13 protein-coding genes are annotated in these 16085 nt (G+C 72.0%); 10 read left to right on the top strand and 3 right to left on the bottom strand.

Going from position 1 to position 16085, the window contains the following annotated elements:
* Positions 1–128 precede the first annotated feature (128 nt).
* The 3 genes from HUS56_RS00655 to HUS56_RS00645 all read left to right on the top strand — a co-directional run bounded on the left by HUS56_RS00655 (position 129) and on the right by HUS56_RS00645 (position 3766).
* Positions 129–1301, top strand: a complete 1173-nt coding sequence (locus HUS56_RS00655; protein WP_173921487.1) for an ROK family transcriptional regulator — start codon at positions 129–131, stop codon at positions 1299–1301.
* Between the two features lie 144 nt (positions 1302–1445).
* A complete protein-coding gene (locus HUS56_RS00650) occupies positions 1446–2720 on the top strand; it encodes a multidrug effflux MFS transporter (RefSeq protein ID WP_173921486.1) in 1275 nt (424 codons plus the stop codon).
* A 209-nt stretch (positions 2721–2929) separates the two neighbouring features.
* Positions 2930–3766, top strand: coding sequence for a phosphatase PAP2 family protein (locus HUS56_RS00645; protein WP_173921485.1), 837 nt, complete (start codon positions 2930–2932; stop codon positions 3764–3766).
* Between the two features lie 12 nt (positions 3767–3778).
* On the opposite strand, the gene xdhC is transcribed toward HUS56_RS00645, so the two are convergent.
* The 3 genes from xdhC to HUS56_RS00630 are packed head-to-tail and all read right to left on the bottom strand — an operon-like array spanning position 3779 to position 8546.
* Positions 3779–4615, bottom strand: coding sequence for a xanthine dehydrogenase accessory protein XdhC (xdhC, locus tag HUS56_RS00640; protein WP_173921484.1), 837 nt, complete (start codon positions 4613–4615; stop codon positions 3779–3781).
* A gap of 11 nt (positions 4616–4626) precedes the next feature.
* A complete protein-coding gene (gene xdhB / locus HUS56_RS00635) occupies positions 4627–7092 on the bottom strand; it encodes a xanthine dehydrogenase molybdopterin binding subunit (protein WP_173921483.1) in 2466 nt (821 codons plus the stop codon).
* Positions 7089–8546, bottom strand: coding sequence for a xanthine dehydrogenase small subunit (locus tag HUS56_RS00630; RefSeq protein ID WP_173921482.1), 1458 nt, complete (start codon positions 8544–8546; stop codon positions 7089–7091). The genes xdhB and HUS56_RS00630 overlap by 4 nt, the downstream gene beginning before the upstream one ends.
* Positions 8547–8683: 137 nt before the next feature.
* Here HUS56_RS00630 and aceB point away from each other — a divergent pair, with 137 nt between their 5' ends.
* The 7 genes from aceB to pucL are packed head-to-tail and all read left to right on the top strand — an operon-like array spanning position 8684 to position 16007.
* Complete coding sequence (aceB, locus tag HUS56_RS00625; protein ID WP_173921481.1) at positions 8684–10282, top strand: malate synthase A; 1599 nt, start codon at positions 8684–8686, stop codon at positions 10280–10282.
* 14 nt (positions 10283–10296) lie between these two features.
* A complete protein-coding gene (locus HUS56_RS00620) occupies positions 10297–11604 on the top strand; it encodes an aldolase (protein WP_173921480.1) in 1308 nt (435 codons plus the stop codon).
* The gene (locus tag HUS56_RS00615; protein WP_173921479.1) at positions 11601–12500 is read left to right on the top strand and encodes a bifunctional allantoicase/(S)-ureidoglycine aminohydrolase; all 900 of its coding nucleotides are present in this window, start codon (positions 11601–11603) and stop codon (positions 12498–12500) included. The genes HUS56_RS00620 and HUS56_RS00615 overlap by 4 nt, the downstream gene beginning before the upstream one ends.
* Positions 12497–14182, top strand: coding sequence for an allantoinase AllB (allB, locus tag HUS56_RS00610; RefSeq protein WP_254431218.1), 1686 nt, complete (start codon positions 12497–12499; stop codon positions 14180–14182). The genes HUS56_RS00615 and allB overlap by 4 nt, the downstream gene beginning before the upstream one ends.
* Complete coding sequence (uraD, locus tag HUS56_RS00605; RefSeq protein WP_173921478.1) at positions 14169–14663, top strand: 2-oxo-4-hydroxy-4-carboxy-5-ureidoimidazoline decarboxylase; 495 nt, start codon at positions 14169–14171, stop codon at positions 14661–14663. The genes allB and uraD overlap by 14 nt, the downstream gene beginning before the upstream one ends.
* Before the next feature lie 16 nt (positions 14664–14679).
* Positions 14680–15033 carry a hydroxyisourate hydrolase gene (gene uraH, locus HUS56_RS00600; protein WP_173921477.1) on the top strand — a complete coding sequence of 118 codons (354 nt, stop codon included), beginning with the start codon at positions 14680–14682 and terminating at the stop codon, positions 15031–15033.
* 2 nt (positions 15034–15035) lie between these two features.
* Entirely contained in the window at positions 15036–16007 is a 972-nt protein-coding gene (gene pucL, locus HUS56_RS00595; protein ID WP_173921476.1) for a factor-independent urate hydroxylase, read from the top strand.
* The last annotated feature ends 78 nt before the right edge of the window (positions 16008–16085 follow it).

Here is a 16085-nt window from a genome sequence, read left to right as displayed (position 1 = left end):
AGTTTCGATATTTGAATCGAAAGTGATCTGGACGTCATGAATATACGTCGCTTCAGATTTGGGGTCAAGCGCAACAAATACCGGCGCGCCGGATCGTCACCAAGCCGTGACCCGCCTAGAGTTGACCCGTGACAGACCGGGCAGGCACGTTCGACGGCGTCCACCGTCGAAACCTTTCGAAGGTGCTCGGCCTCGTCCACCTCGAGGGGCCGCGGTCGAGGGCGCGACTGACTGCCGCGACCGGGTTGAACCGTTCGACGGTGGCTACCCTGGTCGCCGAGCTCGTCGAAGCAGGCCTCGTCATCGAGCAACCGCCCGATCCCACGAATCGCGTGGGCCGACCGTCGCCGGTCGTCGCAGCTGACCCGAGCGTGCTCGCCATCGCGGTGAACCCCGAGGTCGACGCCGTCACGATCGCCGCCGTGGGCCTGCACGGCGCGATCCCGGTCCGCGAGCGGATCGAGGTCGACGTGCTGCCGACTCCCGAGGCAATCGCCGAGCTCACCGCGGCGACCATCGATCGATGGCGCGCGGGGCAACTCCAGGGTGCGCGGATCGTCGGCGTCGGCCTCGCGGTTCCCGGCCTCGTGCGCGCCGCCGACGGACTCGTGCGTTGGGCTCCGCACCTGGAGTGGTCGGATGCCCCGCTGCGCGCGCTCGTCGAAGCGGCGACCGGCCTACCCGTGGCCGTCGGCAACGACGCGAGCCTCGGCGCCCACGCGGAGCACCTGTTCGGCGCCGGCCGAGGCGTCGACGACCTCGTCTACCTCAACGGCGGCGCCAGCGGCATCGGCGGCGGCCTGATCGTGCACGGCCGACTCGTCGGGGGCACCGGCGGGTATGCCGGGGAGTTCGGACAGAACCGGCCGGGCTTCGCCGAACCGGGGGATCGTCGCGCGGGAGCAGACGGGGTGCTCGAGGACGAGGTGTCGCGGGCCCGCCTGCTCGACGTCGTCGGACTCACGCACGTGGATGAGCCCACGCTCGCCGCGGCGCTCGCGGAGTCGGACGACCCCGCGGCAGCCGATGAGCTCGCACGCCAGCGCCGTGTGCTCGCTGCCACGCTCGCGAACGCCGTGAACGCCCTCAACCCCTCGCTCGTCGTGCTGGGCGGGTTCCTCGCGACCGTCGCCGAGAGCGACCTCGACGACCTGGCTCGGGCGGTCGAGGCGCAGACCCTGGCGGCGGCCTTCGAGGGAGTCGAGATCCGCGTGGCCGCCCTCGGGGGGGACCGGCTCATGATCGGCGCGGCCGAGGCGGCGCTCGCCCCGCTGCTCGCCGACCCGCTTGCGGCACGCTAGGCTGTACCGTAAGTCGAATCGATTCGAGGCCCGAGCGGCCGACGTTCGTTCCCCCGGCGGCGCCCCACCCGTGGCGCCGCCGTTCTGTCCCCACGGCGCCCGAGGGCGTGCGCCATCCCGTCCACAGCACGCCCAGGAACCGCCTTGTCCTCAACGAGCTCCATCCCCATCGTTCGCCCCGACGACCACTCGACGTCGACGCACCCGGGCGATCTCCTCACCCGCCGACAGCGACTCGTCTACGTCCTCGTGCTCGGCGCGCTCACCGCGCTCGGGCCCTTCACGGTCGACCTCTACCTGCCCGCCTTCCCGGTGCTGCAGGACGAGCTCGGCGTCTCGGCCGCAGCGGTGCAGCTCACGCTCACCGGCACCATGATCGGCTTCGGCCTCGGGCAGCTCGTCGTTGGACCGTGGAGCGACAAGGTCGGCCGGCGCCTGCCGCTCATCCTCGCCACGACCCTGCACATCGCGGCATCCGTCGCTGCGGCCCTCGCACCCGACATCACGTGGCTGCTCGCGTTCCGGCTGCTGCAGGGGTTCGGCGCTGCGGCCGGCGGCGTCGTGGCCATGGCGATGGTGCGCGACCTGTTCGGCGGCAAGCCGCTCGTGCGCATGCTCTCGCGCCTCGCGCTCGTCAACGGCCTCGCGCCGGTGCTCGCGCCGGTGATCGGCTCGCAGCTGCTCGCGGTCGTCGACTGGCGAGGCGTCTTCTGGGTGCTCGGCATCTACGGCGCGGTGGTCCTCGCGGCCGTCGCGTTCTTCATCGTCGAGACGCTGCCGCGATCGCGTCGGCATGTCGCCGGGCACGCGACGCTTCGCGACCGGTACGCGGCGCTCTTCCGCGACCGCGTCTACATCGGCGCGATCGTCATCGGCGGTATGACGTTCACGGGCCTGTTCGGCTACCTGTCGACGTCGTCGTTCCTCTTCCAAGAGCTCTACGCGTTCACCGCGCAGGAGTACGGGCTGCTGTTCGCCGTGAACTCGCTCGGCGTGATCGCGGGCGTGCAGACCAGTGCGCGCCTGATGCGCGGCTCCGCGCAGCCGCAGTGGATCCTCGCCGTGGCGACCATCGCGCACCTGGCCATGGCGACCGCGATCATCGTGCTCGACCGTGCCGGTGCCGGCTTCTGGGGCACCGCGATCCCGCTCTGGTTCTTCATCCTCGCCTGCGGGTTCGCGTTCCCGGCCGTGCAGGTGCTGGCGCTCGCGCCGCACGGGGCCGAAGCGGGAACGGCCGCATCACTCCTCGGCGCGGTGAACTTCGGGCTGGCGGGCGCGCTCTCGCCGCTCATCGGCATGCTCGGCGTCGGAAGCGCGACGCCCATGGCCTCGGTCATGGCCGCCGCGGCGGTCGTGGCGATCATCGCGCTCTGGGCGTTGGTGCGGCCGCGGTCGGTGCCGCCGCTCGGCGACTGAACGGGGGCGGATGCCGCGGCATCCGTTCCCCCCGTTGACCCCCCGCCTCGCGTGGTCACCGCACCGAGAGTGCACTCGTCGCCCTCGGTCGGGCGGGAGGTGCACTCTCGATGCGGATGGCGCGATGGCGCGATGCCCCGACCGAAGCGCGCTGCGCGTCGCCTGTCAAGGCCGACTTCCGCGGGCCGTCTCGCCAGTACCGTGGTGGGATGACGGACCGCGACCACGACCAGTCGAGGCCGACACCCGCGCCGGAGCCGGCGGCCGACGCGCCCGACACGGCGCAGGAGGCGACGGGTCACGATCCGACACCCACGATCGCCGACGACCTCAAGCCAGAACAGCGGGAGGCGCGGGCGAAGCGGATCGGACGCCGGGCGCCGGTGATCGGCGGTGTCGTCGCCGTGGTCGCGGCGGCCCTGCTCGGCCTCATCGTGTCGGCGCGGCGAGACTTCCTGTTCGAGTTCGACGAGGAGTGGGCCGAGGACGTGCTGGCGGTCCGCGGGCCGGCCGGCGACGTCTTCTCGTACTTCATGAACGCCCTCGGGGGCGGCATCGTGGGAGTCTTCGTCGTGCCGATCGCGGTGGCACTGGCGCTTCTCATCTTCCGCCGACCGTGGGGGGCGCTGTACTTCATCGTCGCCTCGGCCGCGAGCGCCGGGGCGGTGCAGCTGCTGAAGAACCTGTTCGGCCGGGCCCGCCCCGAAGACATCATCGTGGCATCCGACTTCGGTTCATTCCCCTCAGGGCATGTGGCGAACGCCGCGACCATCGCCGTGGCGCTCGGGGTGATCGTGCCGCACGTCTGGGTCTGGATCTGGGGCGCGGTGTACACGTTGCTCATGGCGGCGAGCCGCACGTACCTGGGTGCGCACTGGCTCTCGGACACCGTCGGCGGGATGCTCGTCGGGGCAGGTGTCGCGCTGCTCGTGTGGGTGGTGTTCGCGACCCCGCTCGAGCGTGAGCGCCTCGAATGGACGGCGCGCCTCGCGGCGCGGAACGCCGCGCGGGCCCAGGCCCACATCACTCCGCCCGCCAAGCGCTGAGCCCGGCGTGATTCAGCCCGCGGTCTGCGCCGGCGCCGCGGCCTCCACGAGTTGCAGCACGCGCGCCGCCACGCTCACGGCGATCGCCGCGGGCTCCTTCGAGTGGATGCCGTCGATGCCGATCGGCGTCGACACCCGGGAGAGGTCGTCGTCGCTGAAGTCCGCGTCACGCAGCTGCGCGCGGAACCGCGCCCACTTCGACCGTGACCCGATGAGCCCGATCGAGCCGAGGCCTGGGGTTCGCAGCGCCGCTTCGACGATCGCGAGGTCCTCGACGTGGTCGTGCGTCATGACGAGCACGTGCGCACCGGGGGGCAGGTCGGCGAGGGCCGACTCGGGCACCGGCGCGACGACGAGCGAGATCGACGCGACCGCATCGGCGAGTGCCCCCGAAGCCCCTGGCACGCCGACTCGCTCGGGGGCCAGCATCGACGCGCGCGAATCGACGAGCGAGAGCTCGATCTCATGCCGGCTCAGGATGCGTGCGAGCTCGAGGCCCACGTGGCCCACCCCGAAGATCGCCACCGACGGCACGATCGGCACGGGCTCCAACATCATGGTGACCTCTCCTCCGCAGCATTGCACCCCGTAGTCGGTGACGGCCTTGTCGCTGAGCGTGAGCCTCAGCAGCTGGGGCTCCGTCGTGCCCGACGCCAGCATCTCGCGGGCCCGGTCGATCGCGGTCGCCTCGAGATTGCCGCCGCCGACCGTGCCGTGCGACGTCTCCGGTGCGACGACCATCTTCGCGCCGCCGTTGCGCGGCGCGTGTCCCCGCACCATCGCGAGCGTGACGATGACTGCGGGCGTGCGCGCCGCCCGCAGCTCCTGCAGCGCAGCCAGCCAGTCCATCGCGGCCCGACTCAGCGGCGGTGTCGTGCGAGTGGCGCCAACACGGGCCCCGGCGGTGGCGACTCGGATGCCGCGGCATCCGTCGGCCCTGCCTCGTCGCCGCTCGACGCAGCCCCGGTCGCGTCGACCTCCGCGACCTCCGCAGCCTCGCGGGCCCGCTCCGCCTCCTCGATCGCCCAGAATACGGCCTCGGGCGTGGCGGGCGACGCGAGCACGACGCTGTGCCCGGGAGGCCCGAACGCCGCGATCGCCTCGCGAAGCGCCTCGCGCGCGCTGAAGGCGAGCATGAGCGGCGGCTCGCCGACCGCTTTCGAGCCGTAGACCGCGCCGTCCTCGGCGGCACCCTCGAGCAGCGAGACGTTGAAGACCTCGGGCATCTCCGAGAGGCTCGGCAGCTTGTAGGTGCTCGCCGAGGGAGTGATGAGCCGCCCGCGCCCTGGGCCGTCGCTCTCGTCCCACCGCAGGTCCTCGAGCGTCAGCCAGCCAACCCCTTGCACGTATCCGCCCTCGATCTGACCGAGGTCGATGAGGGGCGAAAGGGTGTCGCCCACGTCGTGCACGATGTCGACGCGTCGCAGCCGAGACGTGCCCGTGTCGCCGTCGACCTCGACCTCCGTCGCGGCGGCGCCGTAGGCGAAGTACTTGAACGGCTCGCCGCGCATCGCCTCCTGATCCCAGTGGATGCCCTCGGTGCGGTAGAACCCCGCGGCCCACAGCTGCACGCGCTCGTGGTACGCGATGCCCGTGAGCTCGTCGAACGCCACGGCACGGTCGGGCTGGGTGATCGCCGTCACCTTCCCGTGCGAGAAACGGATGTCGCGGGGATCGGCGTCGAGCAACCGCGCCGCCACATCGGCCAGGCGCCGGGTGATCTGCTGGCAGGCATCCTTCACCGCACCGCCGTTCAGGTCGGAGCTCGACGACGCGGCCGTGGCCGACGTGTTCGGCACCTTGTCGGTGCGCGTGGGCGCGAGGCGCACCGACGCCAGTGGCACGCCGAGCGCGGTCGCCGCCACCTGCAGCATCTTCGTGTGCAGACCTTGCCCCATCTCGGTTCCACCGTGGTTGATGAGCACCGAGCCGTCCTTGTAGACGTGCACCAGGGCGCCCGCCTGGTTGAACGCGGTGAAGTTGAACGAGATGCCGAACTTCACGGGCGTGATCGCGAGCGCACGCTTCACGTCGTCGTGCCGGGCGTTGAATTCGGCGATCTGGGTACGTCGCGCGTCGAAGTCGCTGCGCGCTCGCAGCTGCGTCCAGATCGTCTCGAGGCGCTCGGGGTGGCGAACCTCCTGGCCGTACGGCGTCAGCTGGCCGGGCTCGTAGAAGTTCCGCCTCCGCAGCTCGGCGGGGTCGATGCCGAGCAACGGCGCCACCCGGCCCAGGATGTCCTCGATCACGAGCATCCCCTGCGGGCCGCCGAACCCCCGGAAGGCGGTCTGCGACGTCTTGTTCGTCAGGGCGATCCGCCCCTGCGCCAGCACGTTCGGGATCCAGTACGCGTTGTCGATGTGGCAGAGGGCCCGGCCGAGCACGGGATCCGACAGGTCGAGGCTCCAGCCGCCATCGGAGGTCAGCGTCGCCTCGAGCGCGAGGATGCGCCCGTCGTCGTCGAATCCGGCCTTCCACGTCGCATGGAACGGATGCCGCTTGCCGGTCATGATCATGTCCTGCTGCCGCGTGAGCCGCAGCCGAACGGGCCGGCTGGTCAGCACCGCGCCGAGGGCCGCGATCGCCGCGAACCCGTGCGGCTGCATCTCCTTGCCGCCGAAACCGCCGCCCATGCGCAGGCACTGCACGGTCACGCCGTTCGACGGGATGTCGAGCACGTGCGCGATGATCTCCTGCGTCTCGGTCGGATGCTGCGTGCTCGATTGCACGAACACCTGGCCCTCGGTGTCGACGATCGCGAGGGCGGCGTGCGTCTCGAGGTAGAAGTGCTCCTGGCCGCCCATCTGGGTCACGCCCTCGAACACGTGCGGGGCCTCGGCGAGCGCGCGCTCGGGGTCGCCGCGATGCACGGTGCGCGTCGCGCCCTGGAACGAGCCCGCCTCGATCGCCTCCGTGACCGCGACCACTGACGGAAGCGGTTCGTAGGTGACGACGACGGCCGCCGCTCCGAGCCGGGCCGCCTCGGCGGTCTCGCCGAGCACCCAGGCGAGGGCGTGGCCGTGGTACATCGCCTCCGACGGGAACAACGGCTCGTCGTGCTTGATGCCGGCGTCGTTGATGCCCGGCACGTCGTCGGCGGTGAGCACGCGCACCACCCCGGGCACCTCGTAGGCGGGCGCGACGTCGAGCGACACGCGCGCGTGCGTCTGTGCCGACTGCACCGGCCACGCGGTGAGCACTCCGGGGGTCGTCGCGGCGACGTCGTCGGTGTACACGGCCGCGCCCGTGGCGTGGAACGCCGCGCTCTCGTGCGGCATGTGCAGGCCGACGACGGGGTCGATCGGGCGTTCGGCGAGTTCGGTCATGCCGGTACCTCCGCTCGCTCGGGGGCCGTGGAACGGTAGAGCCTGACGAGCGACCGCTGCATCATGACGGCCCGGTACTCGGAACTCGCTCGCTGGTCCGACATCGGGGTGCCTTCCGAGCCGAGCACGGATGCCGCGGCACGCACGGTCTCGAGCGTCCACGGGCGCCCGACGAGCGCCTCCTCGGTCGCGTTCGCCCGCAGCGGCGTCGCGGCCGCGCCCCCGACGCCGATGCGCGCGGTCGTCACCTCGCCGTCGTCGAGCGTGAGGGCGAAGGCGATCGCGACGCTGGAGATGTCGTCGAAGCGTCGCTTCGCGATCTTGTGGAACGCCGTGAGCGGCGCGAGCGGCCGCGGGATGCGAACCGCGCGGATGATCTCGTCGGCGCTGCGCACGGTGGTTCGGTACCCGGTGAAGTAGTCGGCGAGGTCGACCTCGCGCTCACCCGACTCGGAGACGAGCACGACGGATGCCCCGAGCGCGAGCAGCGCGGGCGACGTGTCGCCGATCGGGGAGGCGGTGCCGAGGTTGCCGCCGATCGTCGCGCGATTGCGGATGAGCGGGGACGCGAATCGCGGGAACAGCTCGGCCAGGAGGGGCACGCCACCATCGAGCCGGTGCTCGACCTCCGAGAGCGTGAGCCCGGCGCCGAGCTCGATCAGGTCGTCACTGATGCTGATCGCGCGGAGCTCGGGCAGCTGGTCGATCGCGATGACCGTGTCGGCGCGGCGGCCGCGCAGGTTCACGTCCACGCCCCAGTCGGTCGCGCCGGCGACGAGCACGGCGTCGGGGTGCGCGGCGAGCTCCGCGAGCGCTGCGTCGAGCGTTGCGGGTCGGATGAAGCGGCCGACGTCGGTCTCGAGACGCGTGTGGCTCGGGGCGGGTGCCGGCTCGGCGCGTCGAGCGGCGAGCGGATCGTCGCCCTCGGGTGCGCCGAGTGCGAACGCGGCGTCGCGGATCGGACGGTACCCCGTGCAGCGGCAGAGGTTCCCCGAGATGGCGTGCAGGTCGAACCCGTTCGGCCCGGTCCACCCATCGGAGTCGCCCGATTCCGGCGAGACTTCCGCAACTCGAGAGGAGCGGTAGTACTCGGCGGCCATGCTGCAGGCGAATCCCGGCGTGCAGTAGCCGCATTGCGATCCACCCGCCGCGGCCAGCTCCTGCTGCACCGGATGCATGGCCTCGGGCGTGCCCAGGCCCTCGGCCGTCACGATTTCCTGGCCGTCGAGGGCCGCGGCGGGCACGAGGCACGCGTTGACCGCCGTCCACATGGTGCCGCCGTCGTCGGACGGGGTCGCGATGAGCATGGCGCACGCACCGCACTCGCCCTCGGCGCAGCCTTCCTTGCTTCCGGTCAGGCCCGTCTGGCGCAGCCAGTCGAGCGCGTTCGTCTGCGGCTGCACCCCCGCGAGCGGGCGGCGTCGGCCGTTGACGGTGACGGCGATGTCATCCATCAGGGAAGTCTACTGCGCACGCTTCCCGCGCCGCCGCATGTCGGTACGACGGAAATCGTCGCGACGCGAGCGTCGCAGTCCTCGTCCTCGCGCCGCTCGTGCGGGATGATGAGCAGGACGCGAAGGAGCGGCATCCGATGACCATCGAACTCACCCGGGCCACCGGTGTCGCGGGCGGCGACGAGATCCTCAGCACCCAGGCGCTCGAGTTCGTCGAGGAGTTGCATCACCGGTTCGACCCTCGCCGACGTGAGCTCCTCGGGGCACGCACCGAACGCCGCGCGAGGATCGCGGCGGGCGAAGCGCTCGACTTCCTCCCCGAGACCCGCGAGGTCCGCGACGGCGACTGGCGCGTGGCGCCGGCACCCGAGGCGCTGACCGATCGCCGCGTGGAGATCACCGGTCCCGCGAATCCGGCGAAGATGGCCATCAACGCGCTGAACTCGGGCGCTCGCGTCTGGCTGGCCGACCTCGAGGACGCGTCCAGCCCCACGTGGGACAACGTGATCGGCAGCGTGCTGAACCTGCGCGACGCCGCCCGCGGCACGCTCGCGTACACGTCACCCGAGGGCAAGGACTATGCGTTGCGCAGCGACATCCGCAGACCCACCGTGGTGACCCGGCCACGCGGCTGGCACCTGCCCGAGCGTCACGTGCTCGTCGACGGAGAGCCGGCGTCGGGCTCGCTCGTCGACTTCGGGCTGCACTTCTTCCACACCGCGCAGCTCCTGCTCGACGGCGGCCGCGGGCCGTACTACTACCTGCCGAAGCTCGAGAGCCACCTCGAGGCGCGCCTGTGGAACGACGTGTTCCTGTTCGCGCAGGAGCGGCTCGGCATCCCGCGCGGCACGATCCGCGCCACCGTGCTCATCGAGACGATCCCGGCGGCCTTCGAGATGGACGAGATCCTCTTCGAGCTGCGCGAGCACGCGTCGGGTCTCAACGCCGGCCGTTGGGACTACCTGTTCAGCATGATCAAGGTCTTCCGCGATGCCGGGCCCGCCTTCGTGCTGCCCGACCGCTCCGCGGTCTCGATGACCGCGCCGTTCATGCGCGCCTACACCGAGCTGCTCGTGAAGACGTGCCACCGACGGGGTGCGGCCGCGATGGGCGGGATGGCCGCGTTCATCCCGAACCGCCGTGACCCCGAGGTGACGGATGCCGCGATCCGCAAGGTGCGCGACGACAAGCGGCGTGAGGCGAACGACGGGTTCGACGGATCCTGGGTCGCGCACCCCGACCTCGTCGAGATCTGCCGCGAGGAGTTCGATCGCGTGCTCGGGGATCGCCCGAACCAGTTCGACCGGCAGCGCCCCGAGGTGTCGGTGTCGGCCCAGGATCTCCTCGACGTGGCATCCGCCGGCGGTGAGGTCACCGAGGCGGGCCTGCGCAACAACCTCTACGTCGCCGTCGCGTACGTGGCCGCCTGGCTCGGCGGCAACGGTGCGGTGGCCATCCACAACCTGATGGAGGATGCCGCGACCGCCGAGATCTCGCGCTCGCAGGTGTGGCAGCAGCTGCAGAACCGCGTGGTGCTCGCCGACACGGGGCAGGCCATCACGCCCGACCTCGTTCGCTCGGTGCTCGCCGAGGAGGTGGAGCGCCTGCGCGGCGAGGTGGACCCCGAGCGCTTCGCGACGCTGTACGAGCCGGCGGCACGCCTGATCGGCGATCTCTGCCTGTCGAGCGACTACGTCGACTTCCTCACGCTTCCGGCCTACGAGCTGCTCGACTGACGACGGGATCGAGGATGCGCACAACCCGAGCCACCCCAACTCCCCGCACGGCACTCGCCCGAGCGGAGCTCGCGGCGATCGAGCGTCGCCTCGCCGCGACCGACGCGCTCCTCGAGCGGGCGTACCCCGGAGACACGGGTGCGCGCCAGCCCGTGCACACCGCCTACGTGCCCGGCGACAGCTACACGCCCGTGCTGCCCGCCGACTGGGGCCGGGCGGCGCTCGAAGCGGCCGACGAGTACGGTGGCGTCGCGTCCGTCGCGACCCTCGTCGGCATCGACGAGGCGCTCGGCGAACGGATCGCGCCCCTCGTGCGCGACAAGCTCCTGCGCGAACCCATCGAGGACCTCCGCATCGACTTCGAGGACGGCTACGGCGACCGCGGCGACGACGTCGAGGACGCCGACGTGGTCCGCGCCGCGGCCCGGGTGGAGGCCGCGATGGCCGGTGGGATCACTCCGCCGTACATCGGCATCCGGTTCAAGAGCCTCGAGGCGTCGACGCGGGCCCGCGGCATCCGAACCCTCGACCTGTTCATCGGCGGCCTGCTCGAACACGGCGACCTTCCGCCGGGCCTCATGCTCACCGTGCCGAAGGTGAGCACCGTCGCCCAGGTCGAGGCGATGGTCGAGCTGACGGCGGCGCTCGAGCGCGCGTACAAGCTTCCCGAGGGCCGGCTCCACTTCGAGGTGCAGGTCGAGACGCCGCAGCTCGTGCTCGCGCACGACGGCACGTCGCCGCTCGCGTGGCTTCCGCACGTCGCGAGCGGACGCCTGATGGGGCTGCACTACGGCACCTACGACTACAGTGCGGCGATCGGGATCCCGGCGCGCTACCAGTCGCTGCGGCATCCGGCGGCCGACCTCGCCAAGGAGTTGATGCAGCTCGCGGTCGCGGGCACCGGGGTTCGGCTCTCCGACGGGTCGTCGAACCTGCTGCCCGTCGGCGACCGCACCGAGGAGGCGTGGCGCACGCACGCGCGGCTGGTGCACCGCTCGCTCGAGCGCGGCTTCACCCAGGGGTGGGACCTGCACCCCAACCAGCTGCTGACGCGCTACCTCGCGACGTACGCGTTCTACCGGGAGGGCTGGCCCGAGGCTTCGGTTCGGCTGCACGACCACGACGAGCGGCGCACCGATGGGGCGGTGCTCGACGAGCCGGCGACGGTGCGCGCGCTCGCCGGCTTCGTGCTGCGCGGCATGCAGTGCGGCGCGCTCACCGCGGCGGAAGTGGCCGCCGAGACGGGGTTCGACGCGCACGCCCTCACGCGGCTCGCGCATCCGCGTATCGATCGACCGCAGAGACCCCAGGAGGTGTCATGACGTACTACACCCCGCCGGGCGGGCTGCCCGCGCAGACCGAACTCCTGACCGACCGCGCGATCGTGACCGAGGCGTACACCGTGATCCCGAAGGGCGTGCTGCGCGACATCGTCACGAGCAGGCTGCCGGGCTTCACGAGGACGCGATCGTGGATCCTGGCGCGGCCGATCGCGGGGTTCGCGACGACCTTCGCGCAGCTCATCGTCGAGATCGCGCCCGGCGGCGGTGCCGAGCGACCCGAGCCCGAGGCCGGCGTCGAGGGGGTGGTGTTCGTGACGGCGGGGGAGCTCACGGTGACCTTGGGCGATGACAGCGGTGCCGGCGGCGATTGGGACGGCAGCGGCTCGCGCCATGTGCTCGGCCCGGGCGGATACGCGTACCTCGCCGCCGGCGCGCCCTGGTCGGTCGCGAACGAGGGCGACGAGTCGACGTCGTTCCACTGGATCCGCAAGGCGTACGAGCCGGTCGAGGGCATCGACGCACCCGCGTCGTTCATCACGAGCGACGCCGCCGTCGAGGCGCAGGCGATGCCCGACACCGACGGCGCGTGGGCGACGACGCGGTTCGTCGATCCCGACGACCTCGCGCACGACATGCACGTGAACATCGTGACGTTCCGGCCGGGCGGGGTGATCCCGTTCGCCGAGACCCACGTGATGGAGCACGGACTCTTCGTGCTCGAGGGCAAGGGCGTCTACCGGCTCAACGGCGACTGGGTCGAGGTCGAGGCCGGCGACTTCATGTGGCTGCGCGCGTTCTGCCCGCAGGCCTGCTACGCGGGTGGTCCGGGGCCGTTCCGGTACCTGCTCTACAAGGACGTCAACCGCCAGGTGCGACTGACGGGGCCCGGCGCGGGGCCTGCCGAGGGCGTCCGGGCCGCGAGCCGATGGGGATGAGCGAGCGGATGCCGCAGCCGCCCGGCTCCGGGGCATCCGGGCCGCCCGCCGACCTCGTCATCCGCGGCGAGCGGGTGCTCATCGGCGGCGCCTTCGTGCCCGCCGAGGTCCATGTGCGCGGCGGCGTCATCGTGGAGGTGCGAGTCGCCGTTCCCGTCTCGTCGACTCCTGAATCGAAGGACGACCGCCCGCCCGACGACGACGTCCCCGTCTCGTCGACTCCTGAATCGAAGGACGCCCGGCAGCCCGAGGAAGGCGTCCTTCTTTTCAGGAGTCCCGCCGGACAGAACCCCTCCGCCCAGCACCTCTCCGCCCAGGATCTCGACCCCCGGTCCGGTCCGGAGTCCGCCGTCGCCGCCCCCGCGCGAACGATCGAACTTGCGCCCGACGAGGTCCTGATCCCGGGGCTCGTCGACACGCACGTGCACGTCAACGAACCCGGCCGCACCGAGTGGGAGGGCTTCGCGTCGGCCACGCGGGCCGCCGCCGCGGGCGGGGTCACGACGATCATCGACATGCCGCTGAACAGCATCCCGCCGACGACCTCGGTGCCGGCGCTCGAGACGAAGCGAGCCGCGGCGGCCGGCGAGGTCTTCGTCGACGTCGGATTCTGGGGCGGCCTGGTGCCCGGCAACCTCGACGATCTCGGGCCGCTCGTCGCCGAGGGCGTGTTCGGGTTCAAGTGCTTCCTCGTGCATTCGGGGGTCGACGAGTTCCCGGCGGTGACCGCCGACGAGATGGAGTCCGCGATGGCCATGCTCGCGGCATCCGACTCGCTCATCATCGTGCACGCCGAGGATGCCGCGCTCATCGATGCCGCCCCGCACCCGCACAGCAGGTCGTACGCCGACTTCCTCGCCTCCCGGCCGGGCACGGCGGAGGATGCCGCCATCGCCGCCGTCATCGAGCGAGCCCGACGAACGGGGGCCGCGGCGCACATCCTGCACCTCAGCTCGGCCGACGCGCTCGAGCGGATCGCGGAGGCCAAGCGCGACGGCGTCGACCTCACCGTCGAGACGTGCCCGCACTACCTCACGCTCACGGCCGAGGAGGTGACGCCGGGGTCGACCGCGTTCAAGTGCTGCCCGCCGATCCGGGAGGCCGCGAACCGCGAGGCCCTCTGGCGCGGGCTCGAGGAGGGCGTCATCGACTTCGTCGTCTCGGACCACTCGCCCGCGACCCCCGACCTGAAGTTCGCCGGCGACGGCGACTTCGTCGAGGCGTGGGGCGGCATCGCGTCGTTGCAGCTCGGGCTCCCGCTGGTCTGGACCGAGGCGCGGCGCCGGGGCATCCCGCTGGCCAGGGTCGTCGAGTGGATGTCGGTGGCCCCAGCGCAACGGGTGGGCCTCGCGGCGAAGGGCGCGATCGAGGTCGGCCGCGATGCCGACCTCGTCGTGTTCGCGCCCGAGCAGACGTTCACGGTGGATGCCGCGGCCCTCGAGCACCGCCACCCCGTGTGCGTGTACGACGGGCGCGAACTCGCGGGGGTGGTGCGCACGACGGTGCTGGCGGGCGAGCCGGTCGATCGGGCGTCGCCGCGTGGGCGGCTGCTGCGGCGAGACGAGCGGCTGCCGCGGCGAGACGAGCGGCTGCCGCGAAGAGACGAGCGGCTGCCGCGAGGAGACGAGCGGATGCCGCGTGCCGGCGTCGCGGAGGAGGGAGCGCGCGATGCGGCTCGATGAGTTCAACGACGCCGACTGGGAGGACGCGGTCGAGATGCTGCGGCCGTGCGTCGACGTGCAGCGCTGGTGCGAGGAGGTCGCCGACGGGCGGCCGTACGCGTCGGTCGACGACCTCGTCGGCGCGGCGGGTGACGCGGCGGCGCCGTTCACCGCCGACGAGGTGGAGGCCGCGCTCGCGCATCACCCGCGCATCGGCGAGCGTCCCGCCGGTGACGATGTCGAGGCCGCGATGTCGCGTCGCGAGCAGTCGGGGGTCGATCCGACGGATGCCGCGACCGCCGCCGCGCTCGCCGAGGGCAACCGCGCGTACGAGGCGCGGTTCGGGCGCGTGTTCCTCATCCGGGCGGCGGGGCGCTCGTCCGCCGAGATGCTCGCGGCGCTCCACGAGCGGCTCGGCAACACGCCCGCCGAGGAGGACGCCGTCGTCGCCGAGCAGCTGCGCGAGATCGCGCTCCTGCGCCTGAGGGGACTGTTCACGTGAGGGGTATGGTCGCGGCATGAGCGCCTCGCAGATCACGACGCACGTGCTCGACGCGACGAGCGGCCGTCCGGCGGCGGGGGTCGGCGTCGAACTGCTCGCCCGCTCGCCCGGGGGCGGCGACGCCGAATGGCGCGCGGTCGCGGCATCCGTCACCGATGACGACGGCCGCGTGAGCCGGCTCGGCCCCGACGCCGTGCCCGCGGGCGAGTACCGCCTGCGGTTCGACACGGGCGGCTACTTCGCCGCGCGCGGCACTGACACGTTCTACCCCGAGGTGCTCATCGACTTCGTCGTCGCCGAGGAGGGGCGGCACTACCACGTGCCGCTGTTGCTCAGCCCGTTCGCCTATTCGACCTACCGAGGGAGCTGACCATGGCCGAGCCCGCCCGCGACCCCGAGCAGCCCGCCCGCGATCCCGAGCACCCCGCCCGCGATCCCGAGATCGTCCTCGGGCCGAACCAGTACGGCAAGGCCGAGGTGCGCGTGGTCAAGGTGACGCGCGACACGGCGCGGCACGAGATCGACGACCTCAACGTCACGTCGCAGCTTCGGGGCGACTTCGCGGCGGCGCACCTCGAGGGCGACAACGGGCACGTCGTCGCGACCGACACGCAGAAGAACACGATCTTCGCGTTCGCGCGCGACGGCATCGGATCGCCCGAGGCGTTCCTGCTGCGGCTCGCCGACCACTTCACGAGCTCGTTCGACTGGGTCACCGGCGGGCGCTGGGAGGCCGAGCGCTACGCGTGGGACCGCATCATCGCGCACGGCGAACCGCACGATCACGCGTTCGTGCGGTCGGGCCAGGTGGTGCGTACGGCGGTCGTCGTCGCCGACGGCGCCACGCGGCATGTGATCGCGGGCCTGCGCGACCTCACGGTGCTGAAGTCCACCAAGTCGGGCTTCGAGGGCTTCCCGCGCGACCGGTACACGACGCTCGCCGAGACCTCCGACCGGATCCTGGCCACGGATGTCGCGGCGCGGTGGCGCTACGACGGCGCCGCGCTCGCGGCATCCGACCGCTTCGACTACGACGCGACCTACGAGCGCGTGCGCGCGCTGCTGCTGGAGGCCTTCGCCGAGCGCTACTCCGCCGCGCTGCAGACGACGCTCTTCGACATGGGGAGCCGCGTGCTGGAGCGGCACCCCGAGATCGCCGAGATCCGCCTCTCCATGCCGAACAAGCATCACTTCGTCGTGGACCTCGCTCCGTTCGGGCTCGACAACCCCAACGAGGTGTTCTTCGCCGCCGACCGCCCGTACGGCCTGATCGAGGCGACCGTGACCCGCGGCGGCGCCTCGAGTCCGGCCGCCGCCTGGGAGGGCATCGCGGGCTTCTGCTGAGCGGATGCCGCGGCATCCCGCCCTGCGGCGGCGCCCTTGCGCGCCCTCCGCGCCTACGCCGTTCCCGCCCCTTGGGGC

The organism is Agromyces sp. Marseille-P2726, assembly GCF_902809835.1.
In the GTDB taxonomy this organism is placed as follows: domain Bacteria; phylum Actinomycetota; class Actinomycetes; order Actinomycetales; family Microbacteriaceae; genus Agromyces.
This window is presented reverse-complemented; position numbering and strand designations above follow the sequence as displayed.